9 protein-coding genes are annotated in these 9,771 nt (G+C 71.1%); 2 read left to right on the forward strand and 7 right to left on the reverse strand.

Annotation, left to right across the window (positions count from 1 at the left end; genetic code table 11):
• The first annotated feature begins 432 nt into the window (after positions 1-432).
• On the forward strand, positions 433-1,929 hold the full coding sequence (locus tag IFT45_RS15900) for an amidase (protein ID WP_192046391.1): 1,497 nt from the start codon (positions 433-435) through the stop codon (positions 1,927-1,929).
• A 79-nt stretch (positions 1,930-2,008) separates the two neighbouring features.
• A complete protein-coding gene (locus tag IFT45_RS15905) occupies positions 2,009-2,689 on the forward strand; it encodes a TetR/AcrR family transcriptional regulator (protein ID WP_192046392.1) in 681 nt (226 codons plus the stop codon).
• Between the two features lie 49 nt (positions 2,690-2,738).
• Here the strand turns inward: IFT45_RS15905 and IFT45_RS15910 are convergent, their stop codons facing one another.
• The 7 genes from IFT45_RS15910 to IFT45_RS15940 form a co-directional block, all read right to left on the reverse strand.
• Complete coding sequence (locus IFT45_RS15910) at positions 2,739-3,356, reverse strand: DUF2461 domain-containing protein (RefSeq protein ID WP_192046393.1); 618 nt, start codon at positions 3,354-3,356, stop codon at positions 2,739-2,741.
• Positions 3,353-4,588: an amidohydrolase family protein gene (locus tag IFT45_RS15915; protein ID WP_192046394.1), complete on the reverse strand. Its 1,236-nt coding sequence runs from the start codon at positions 4,586-4,588 to the stop codon at positions 3,353-3,355. Before IFT45_RS15915 ends, IFT45_RS15910 begins: the two co-directional genes overlap by 4 nt.
• Positions 4,589-4,819: 231 nt before the next feature.
• Positions 4,820-5,113, reverse strand: coding sequence for a hypothetical protein (locus tag IFT45_RS15920; RefSeq protein WP_192129371.1), 294 nt, complete (start codon positions 5,111-5,113; stop codon positions 4,820-4,822).
• Between the two features lie 163 nt (positions 5,114-5,276).
• Positions 5,277-6,194: a GntR family transcriptional regulator gene (locus IFT45_RS15925; RefSeq protein ID WP_192129373.1), complete on the reverse strand. Its 918-nt coding sequence runs from the start codon at positions 6,192-6,194 to the stop codon at positions 5,277-5,279.
• A 26-nt stretch (positions 6,195-6,220) separates the two neighbouring features.
• Complete coding sequence (gene pdxA / locus IFT45_RS15930) at positions 6,221-7,261, reverse strand: 4-hydroxythreonine-4-phosphate dehydrogenase PdxA (RefSeq protein ID WP_192046397.1); 1,041 nt, start codon at positions 7,259-7,261, stop codon at positions 6,221-6,223.
• The gene (locus IFT45_RS17960) at positions 7,258-8,601 is read right to left on the reverse strand and encodes a four-carbon acid sugar kinase family protein (RefSeq protein WP_192129375.1); all 1,344 of its coding nucleotides are present in this window, start codon (positions 8,599-8,601) and stop codon (positions 7,258-7,260) included. Before IFT45_RS17960 ends, pdxA begins: the two co-directional genes overlap by 4 nt.
• Entirely contained in the window at positions 8,598-9,716 is a 1,119-nt protein-coding gene (locus IFT45_RS15940; protein WP_192129376.1) for a 2-keto-3-deoxygluconate permease, read from the reverse strand. The genes IFT45_RS17960 and IFT45_RS15940 overlap by 4 nt, the downstream gene beginning before the upstream one ends.
• Positions 9,717-9,771: the final 55 nt, after the last annotated feature.

The following is a 9,771-nucleotide window of genomic DNA, read 5'->3' on the forward strand; positions in this document are numbered from 1 at the left end:
GACGACTGTAGCGTTTAGACCCCCGTCACCGGGCATTTTTGCGGGACAGGCATACGCGAATACGCAGGCCGGGCGCCGCTTCACCTCAACCGGCCGAACACGGTCGCGAAGAGTGTCCCGATGAACGACCGTCTAACGGGCGCCCGGTCTGCGGGCTTCCCAGAAACCCGGACCGGTTCGATACCCCGTTTCGAACCGGTCGCCATTTCTGGCCGGCAGATCCGACTGTCAGGCGAGTCCACCCGGAATGGATCGTGCATGGACGCCGCCGCCAACTTCGGCTTGCCAAACAGAGCTTTGGGCGGACCCGCTCAGCCGCCACCCAATTACCAAGCCTGAGGATCTGCCCCACGAACACCGGCGGCAGTCGGCGGGTGCTAACGTTTTCTTGTTAGCACCCGTTGGGTGACCACAGACTCAGTAGGAGCAACAATGTCCGTCCAGAAGCCCACCTCGGTGCAGATCGCCGACCTCGCAGCGGAGATCGGTTACTCCGACATCGCTGCTGCCCCCGAGGAGTACACAGCCATGATCTCCGGCATGGTCGGCGTCCTCGACGCCCTCAACGCTATCCCGGAGCCCGAAGTCCTCGTCAGCCGCGACACCGTCGACTACACAGTCCCGACCGCTGACGAGGACCCCCACCACGCATGGGAGGTGCGCACCTCGATCCCGGGTGCCGACTCAGGTCCCCTGGCCGGAGTTCGTCTCGGCGTGAAGGACAGCATCCTGGTCGCCGGTGTCCCCATGCGTAACGGCTCCAAGGAGCTCGAGTCGTTCGTGCCCAACGAGGACGCGACCATCGTGACCCGTGCCCTCGCGGCTGGCGCCGAGGTCATCGGCAAGACCACCAACGAGTACTTCTGCATGTCCGGCGGGAGCCACACCGCCGCCTCCGGCGTCGTGCACAACCCCCACCGCATGGGCTACTCCTCCGGTGGCTCCTCGAGCGGCAGCGCCGTCGCGCTCGTCACCGGCGACGCCGACATGACCTTCGGCGCCGACCAGGCCGGCTCGATCCGCATGCCCGCCTCCTGGTCCGGCGTCGTGGGCCTCAAGCCCACGTACGGCCTGGTGCCCTACACCGGCATCGGCACCCTCGACGGTTACTTCGACCACGTCGGCCCGATGACTCGCACCGTCGCCGACAACGCCCGGCTCCTCACCGTGATCGCCGGCTCCGACGGCATCGACTTCCGCCAGAAGGACATCGTCGTCGGCGACTACCTCAGCCGGATCAACGACGGCGTCGAGGGGCTCAAGATCGGCGTCCTCACCGAAGGCTTCGGGACCGAGAACGCTGAAGCCGAGGTCGACAAGACCGTCCGCGACACCGTCGAGGCCCTCCGTCAGCAGGGCGCGATCGTCGAAGAGGTCTCCATCCCGCTGCACTCGCTCGGGGGCGCGCTGTGGACTGCGATCGCCATCGAGGGCATGGCCGAGACGGTCCTGCGCAACCAGGGTCTCGGCTTCGGGCGTCCCGACTACTACCCGGTCGACATGATGCAGCACCTGTTCGACCACAAGGGAGACGCCGACGCGCACCCCGCGAACGTCCGGCTGTTCACCCTCGTCGGGAAGTACGTCGACCAGCAGGCCGGCCGCCTGCACTACGCCAAGGCCGTCAACCGCGCCCGCACCCTCCGCGCCGCCTACGACGCAGAGCTCGCTCGCTTCGACGTGCTGGTCACCCCGACCACTCCGCAGACCGCACGCCCGCTGCCCGACCCGAACCACGGTGCTGGGGCAGCGATCGGCGCCTCGATCGAGATGTCGACGAACACGACCCCGTTCAACATCACCCACCACCCCGCCATCAGCGTCCCGTGCGGCACCGTCGACGGGCTCCCGGTGGGCATCCAGCTGATCGGCAAGCACTTCGATGAGGCGACCCTGTTCCAGGTCGGACAGGCGATCGAGAACCTCTGACACTCCTGAGCCGGTGAGATCATGGTCTGCAGCCACGATCTCATCGGCTCTGCTGTACCCCCGACACGAAAGGCACGCGTTGACTCGTTCTGAGGAGATGCGCATCCGCATCCTCGACACCGCGCACGACCTTCTCAACGCTGAGGGCCGCGACGCCGTCACCACGCGCGCGCTCACGTCGGCCCTGCACATCCAGGCGCCCACGATCTACCGGATCTTCGGCGACAAGCAAGGACTCCTCGACCAGGTCGCCCTCCACGGCTTCTCCGCACACCTCGCGACCTGGACCGGCTGGACACCCGGCGCTGACCCGATCGAGTCCCTCCGTCAGGGGTGGGACATGCACATCGACTGGGGCCTGCTCCACCCGCAGGTGTACTCGATCGCCTACGGCGAGCCCCGTACGGGCACCTCGTCCCCGGCTGCCGATGCCATCGACGCGATCCTCCGGACGCAGATCGAGGTCGCCGCGAAGGACGGCCTCTTGGCTGTTCCCGTCTCCGACGCCGTCAACATGATCCGCGCGACCGGGGTCGGAGTGGTGTTCACCCTCCTTGCGATGCCTGACGGCTCCCGCGACATGACCTTGTCCACTCGAGCCCGCGAAGCGACACTGGCAGCGATCCTCGCCGAGCCGGCGAACCGTGACGAGCGCGATGGTGCCGCGATGCAGCTCAGACACCAGCTCGAGGACACGACCGCTCTGACGGAGAACGAGCGCGCCCTCTTCGGCGACTGGCTCGACCGCCTCGCAAAATAGGCAGCAAGCGCACATGCGCTTGCTGCCTACTCGACGTGGCGGGGCGTCGTCACACTGAGTTAGCCCCGCTGTCCACCCACTTTCGGATCCACCGGATCAGTGGTTCCGTCTCGTCCCACGTTGCCCCGATCACGTCTCGAGATGCACTCAGCGGCAGTTGCCGTAGAGCAGCGAAGGATTGCAGCCGAAGCAGCTCGATCCGCGGGTGGTCCCTGGGGAACCCTCGTGGCGCTGTTCGCAGTGACGGGCCCGTGACGGTGTACCCCTTGCCCTCGAGATCGTCGAGGATCTTCTCGAGGGCAGTCGCAGCGTGTGGTCGCTCGTCGATGACGGTGCGCGCGGCGCCGAGCTGTTCTCGGGTCGGGCTGTAGAGCCCCCCGCCGAGCTCGAGCCCCTCATCGGATGCCCGGAGGTACATCAAGCCAGCAACCATGGCGGCGGAGGTCCGGTAGGGGCTCTTGTCCCGGGCAAAACGGACGTCGCGATTCTGTCGCAGCACCTTGCCCGGCCCGTACTGCTGTTCCGCTTCTCCTAGGAGGAGTTCGATCGGTACGCGCACAACGCGTTCCCACTCATCCCGGTGGGCGTCAAACCACTCCCTGTTGTTGTTCTGTCGGAGTCCGGCGAAAAAGCCAGCGAGGTCGCCGTCGAAGTACGCTCCGCTCACATCTGGACCTTCGAGCCGCGGCGCCAGACCGCGGCGACGTTGAGCGTGTCCGAGATCGTGGACGTCGGGTCGCCGTCGACCAGCAGCAGGTCGGCGCGGAGGCCACCGGCGATCCGGCCGCGGTCGGTGAGGCCGAAGTGCCGAGCGGGCACGGACGTCGCGGCGGCCAGCGCCTCCACGGGGCTGAGGCCGGCGCGCACGAGCATCTGCAGCTCGTGGTGAACGCTGGCCCCGTGCGCGAGGCCACCGAGTGAAGGGTCCGGTGCCGAGGCATCGGTGCCGACGAGGATCGGGACACCGGCAGCGTGCAGAGCTCGAACGGTGGCGAGGACGTCGTCGACACTGCCTGCGGGGTAGTGGTTGAAGGAGCCCTGCAGGGTCGCGAGCCAATGGGGGGCGAGCTTGGAGCTGACGCGGGTGTCGGTGGCGAACTCGGCGCCGGTGACCCCGATGATCGAGGAGTTCAACACGATGCACGGGACGACGAAGACCCCGGCTGAGGCGATGAGATCGATGATCTCGGGCGTGGGGGCCTCGTCGACGAACAGGTGCGCGAGACCGTCGATCCCCGCTGCGAGGGCCATGCGGGTCGCGCCGACCGTCAGCGTGTGGGCCAACGTCATCATGCCGAGGCGCTGAGCTTCGGCGACGCCGGCGTTCAACGTGGCCTGGTCGAGCATCGGCAGTCCCGGAGCGTTCGCGGCGGAACCGTCCTCGATCAGGAACTTGATGTAATCGGACCCGGATGCGATCAGCTCCGGGATGAACGCGACCGCTTCTTCGGGGGTGGTCGAGAGAGGCATCACGATCTCGCCGAGACCGGGTTCGCCCTCGCCGGGGAATGCGCCCTCCGGGATGATCTCGAACGGGTGTCCGCCGGGAGGGGTGAGTCCGAACCCGGAGGACCGAACGTCCGCGACGTCGTCGTTGGTCTCGATGTCGACCCGCTGGGGGGCCGTGAGGACCCCGCCCATCTCCAGCTCGGTGGTGACCCCGAACTGCAGCGCGAGCCGAAGCGCGTCGAGGGATGAGTGCGTGTGAGCGTCGATCAGCCCCGGCAAGAGGGTCTTACCGGTCCCGTCGATCGTCGCACCCGTCGCAGTGAGCGTCCGGTCGCCCGAGGTAGAGGGGCGGACCGAGACGATCGCAGTCCCGTCGATCATCACCGTGTGGTTCTCGAGGGTGTGTTCGCCGTCGAAGACGCGAACGTTCGAGATGGTCATGGAGGTCATGGCAGTCCTGTTCTCCGTGGAGCCGCGACCAGTTGTCGCTTGCTAACAAAATCATGTTAGCAGCACGAGATCAGGGGTGTGCGGCTCGGCTGTCCAGCGGAGCAGGCGTCCCGATGGGCGACCGCCTGTCGGACAGCCACCATCGACGTCAGGACGCGGGCTCCATCACCCCGAGCGCGGCTAGCTGCGGCAGGAAATCGCTCGAGTCCGCGGAACACGATGCGGGAACTTCTACCGGAAGTACTCGGCCCAGAGCACGTCCGCCTCCAGGCCCGGGGGCAGGAAGGTCAGGCCGGATCTCGTGATCAGGTCGACCACCTCCGCCGGGTCCTCCGTGGTGAGGAGGAGCTCGAGGGCGCCGACAGGGTTCGCGGGGAGACCGCTCGCCAGGACGGTGAACGCCGTCGGTCTCCTCCAGCGCCTCTCGACGAGCAGGGCCACGAACAGGCCCGCCGCGATGCCGGAGCCTGCCGTCCCCACCCGGAACTCAGCCCTGAGGCCGCGGAGGTCGCGCTCGGTCAACACGGAGGACGCCTCGCGCACGGCCGGCCACGACGGCACGGCGACCCCTCTGATCGCACTCTGACGCGAAGGGCGGATCCTCCTGTGGATCACCGCCGCGACGCCGAGGACGCTCGTGACGGCGACGGCAGCGACGACGGGCGCCCACTCGGAGTTCAGCAGCAGGTCACCGTCTCCCCCGCGCGAGGCCGTCGAGGTCCGCCGCGAGCTCCCGGGCCCTGCGGGCCAGCTCGTCGAGGCCGGCCTCGCCCGGGAGTGCGCCCGGCTCGCGGGATGCGTCATTGACGGGCACGGGCGCAGACGCGGGCACCGGCACCGGCACCGGCTCGACCTCGGCCCGGCCGTCGTCCGTGACGACGTCGACGTCGAACACGACCCGGTCGGCGCGGTGCCACGTCCGGAAGGTCTCCACCGGCACCCCCGACCGGTCGAGGGTCGTGCCCTCGAGCAGCAGCACCGGCGACCCGTCCGGCACCTCGAGGGCCTCGGCGAGCGCACCGGACGCGCTCACGGCGCGCACCTGACGCCTCCCCGACACGAGGCTCACCCCGTACGTGGAGCGCAGCACCGCGTGGAGGGACGTGTCGGTCAGCTGGGCCGTCGTGAGCCCCGCCCCGATGCTCTCCGGCAGCCAGGTGTGGATCAGAGCGATGGGCTCGCCCTCGGCCCGACGCAGACGACGGAGACCGACCACGGCACGGACGCCGAGACGCGCCTCCGCGGCCTCGTCGTGCTCCGGCCCGAGCGCGAGGACGCTGGTGGTGACCGCGGGCACCTGCGTCGACAGGCCCGACAGCCGCTGCACGAGGCGGTGGTGCTCACCGCGCGGAGCGACCACGCTGCCGCGGCCCCGCCCGCGCCTCACGAGCCCCTCGGCGGTCAGCGACGACAGGGCCTGCCGCACGACCGACCGCGAGACCCCGAAGTGCGCCTGCAGCTCCGCCTCGGTGGGCAGGTCGGCGCCCACCGGCAGCGAGCCGTCCACGATGTGCGACCGCAGGAGCGCGCTGAGCTGCGCGTGCAGGGGCCCCGGGGCGGCGGGGCCGACCGCGTCGGCGTCGAGCTCGGTGAGCCAGGTCGACACGGTGGTCCCTTCGGTGGTGCGACAGGTCAGGGCACGGCGGGGTCCTGCTGCTGGGCGGTGCGCCACACGTGCTCCCAGCCGGGGGCGAGGGCGGCGGCGCGCTCCACCGAGAGTACAAGGCTCGCCTCGCGGGCGATGCCCTGCCCCGCGATGTCGAACGCGGTGCCGTGGTCGACCGAGACCCGCACGACGGGCAGCCCCACCGTGATGTTGACGCCGTCGTCGCCGTACACGGCCTTGAAGGGCGCGTGCCCCTGGTCGTGGTAGCAGACGACGATGATCTTGTACTTGCCGCGGACGGCCGCCGGGATGAGCGCGTCGCCGGGCACGGGGCCGACGACGTTCAGCCCGCGGGCCCGAGCAGCCTCGACGGCGGGGGCCAGGATGTCGGCGTCCTCGTCGCCGAAGAGCCGGTTCTCGCCCGCGTGCGGGTTGAGGCCCGCGAGGCCGATCAGCTCGTCGGGGGTGCCGAGGGAGGCGGCGAACGCGCCCGCGAGGTCGAGCACCTGACCGGTGCGCTCGGCGGTGATGCCGTCGATCGCCTGGCGCATCGAGACGTGCGTCGTCAGGTGGAAGAACGACAGGTCGCCGGCCGACAGCACCAGCGAGAAGTTCTCGACGCCGAACTCGTGCGCGAGCAGCTCGGTGTGGCCGGGCCACTTGTGGCCGCCGGCGTGCATCGCGGCCTTGTTGAGGGGAGCCGTGACGATCCCGTCGACCTCTCCCTCACGGGCGAGACGGCACGCCTCCACCACGAAGCGGTAGGCGCCGTCACCCGCCTCGGGGCTCAGCTCGCCCACCGGCACGTCGGCCAGGGAGGGGCCCGTCTGCAGCAGCTCGATCGTGCCGGGCTCGTTCGTCGCGTCGGCGACGGAGGCGATGACGCGCACCAGGTCGGGGTCTCCCCCGACGGCGACGACGCCGCGGCGCATGGCCGCCTCGTCGCCGATCACGACGGGCACGGCCCGCTCGCGGAGGTCGTCGTGGTGCAGCAGGGTCTTCGCGGTGATCTCGGGGCCGATGCCGGCCACGTCTCCGAGGGTCAGTGCGAGTCGCGGGAGGGTCATGAGGGGTCTCCTTCTTCAGTGTCGGATCGGTGGGGGATGTCGAGGAGGCCGGTGACGACCTCCGTGATCGTCGCGGCGGCGCCGAAGCCGCCGGCCTTCGTGACGACCGCCGTCCCGTGCAGGCGCCCGCCCTCCAGCGTGCCCCAGGGCACGCCCTCGCGGAGGGCCCCGCGGACGACGAGCGCCTCGGCCCCCGCCCGGCGGAGGACGGCGCGGGCGCCCTCGCCGCCGACGAGCACGAGGGCGACCTCGTCGACCCCGCCCCGCTCGTCGACGATCCCGTCGGTGAGCACGGCGAGCGCCTCGGCGATCCGCTGCGCGTCGGTCGGGCCGCCCGGAACGTCGGGCGAGGCGGGAGCCGGGGAGTCGCGGGGCGGCGCGAGCAGGACGGTCACCTCGGCCGCGGCCGAGTCAGCAGGGGACCAGGAGCGCGCGAGGGCGGGGGCGAGGTCGCCGGACCGGACCTCGTCGAGCGTCGGCGCGATCGTGCGCACGACCGGTCGCGGGGCGCCGCCGGACTCCGGCGCGGACCGGAGGAGGTGCTCGCATTGGGTGCGGGACGCGTCGTGCAGGCTGCTCACGACGACGACGACGTGACCCACGCGGTCGACGACGACGGGCACCGGCGCGGGGAGCCCGGCGCCCCACGCGCGGGAGACGGCGACGGCCAGCCCGGCCGAGCCGACGGGCACGGCCCGCGCGCCCAGGCGCACGACGGCGTCGGCGGTCGTGCGGAGCTCGCCGTCGGTCGTCGCGTCGACGGTGACCACGTCGTGGCCGGAGGCCGCGGCCCCGGCGAGCAGCTCGGCGGCGGCGGCGCCGCCCGCGCCGGTCACGCTGACCGACGAGCTGCCGGGCAGCAGGGCGGAGAGGTCGCTCGTCGCGACCGGCGTGACCGGGTCGCGACCGACGGCCGTCGTCTCGACGCGGGCGCCGTCGACGAGGAGAGCGCCCTGCACCACCGTGCGGCCCATGCCCGGGTACGCGGGGGTGACGACGGCGAAGGCCTCGGGGCACCCGACCCGCCACGCCTCGAGGGCTCCGGCGACCTGCGCGGCGACGGACCCGCGCATGGTCGAGTCGATCTTCACGAAGACGAGCTCCGCGCCGTGCTCAGCCAGGTCGCGCACGGCCTCGGCGGTGACGGCGCGGGCCTCGCCCTCGGGGAGGGCCCGGGAGTCGGTGACGACGGCCGTCACGGAGCCGGGGCCCCCGAGGGGCGCTCCCCCGGCGCCGAGCACGAGGCGGCTCGTCCAGCCGTCGCGGGCGAACTGCACGGCGGAGTCGGCGGCGCCGGTCAGGTCGTCGGCGACGAGGCCGACCACGGGGCCCGCCGTCACGCGGCGCCTCCGTCGGTCGGGCGGCGACGACCCGGGGAGTCGCCACGGCCGGGATCGAGATCGCGATCGGGAGCGGCGGTGGCTGCGGCCGCGTCGTGGGCGAGCACCGCCTCGGCGTCGGCCTCGGCCGCGATCTCGTGGCTGCGGTCGCCGCCCTGGCGCTTGAGCACCCAGGCCGCGAGCAGCGGTGCCAGCACGGCGCTCACGAGCACGGCGGAGGCGACCTGGGCGGTGGCGACCTCGACGTACGGGGCGAAGCTGGGGTCGGCCGCGCCGACGATGGCCGGGGTGGCGATGGCGTTGCCGGCGGTCGTCGCCGAGGCGATGCCGATGCCCGACTCCTTCCCGCGGCGGAGCAGGAGGCGGAAGCCGAGGTACGTCGTGGTGCCGGTGAGCAGCACCGCGATCACGCCCACGACGATGCCCGACAGGCCGCCGGTGACGACGTTGCCGAGGTCGATGCCCGTGCCCAGGGCGAAGGCGAAGAACGGGATGACGATGTTGGGCACCGGGCGCATGACCTCCGTCCACCGCGGGTCGAGGTTGCCGACGACGATGCCGAGCAGCAGCGGGATGACCGCGGCGAGCAGCAGCGTGTAGGGGATGTCGGCCAGGCCGGCCGCGCCGAGGAAGAGCAGGGAGAAGAAGGGGCCGTCGTTGACGGCCGAGGCGATGTACGCGCCCCGGTCACGCTCGCGGCCGTAGCGGCCCGTGAACGCGAGCCAGATGCCGCCGTTGCTGTTGTCCATGCTGACGAGCAGGGCGAGGATCGAGACGCCGAGGATCCCCTCGATGCCCACGACGGTGCCGAGGACGACGACGAGGGTCGCCGGGATGATCGACTTGGTCAGCAGCAGCACGCCGCTGGTCGCGAGCACCGGCCCCGAGGTGCGGAGCGTGATCTGCATGCCCGTCGCGAAGATCAGCACGCCGATCAGGGGCAGGGCGCTGTCGCGGAACAGCGCGGTCGTGAAGTTGCCGAGGTCGAGGAACCCCGGCGCGAACGTGCCGACGATCGACCCGATGATGAGCGGGATGAGCATGAGCCCACCCGGGATCTTGTTCATCCCGTCGAACAACGGGACGCGGCTGGTGATCTGTGGTCCGACGGCCATGGCGAACTCCTCTGCGGGTGGGGGCGGCGGTGCCCGAGCGCACTCCGCGAGGGAG

This window comes from Frigoribacterium sp. CFBP 13707 (assembly GCF_014842245.1).
In the GTDB taxonomy this organism is placed as follows: domain Bacteria; phylum Actinomycetota; class Actinomycetes; order Actinomycetales; family Microbacteriaceae; genus Frigoribacterium; species Frigoribacterium endophyticum.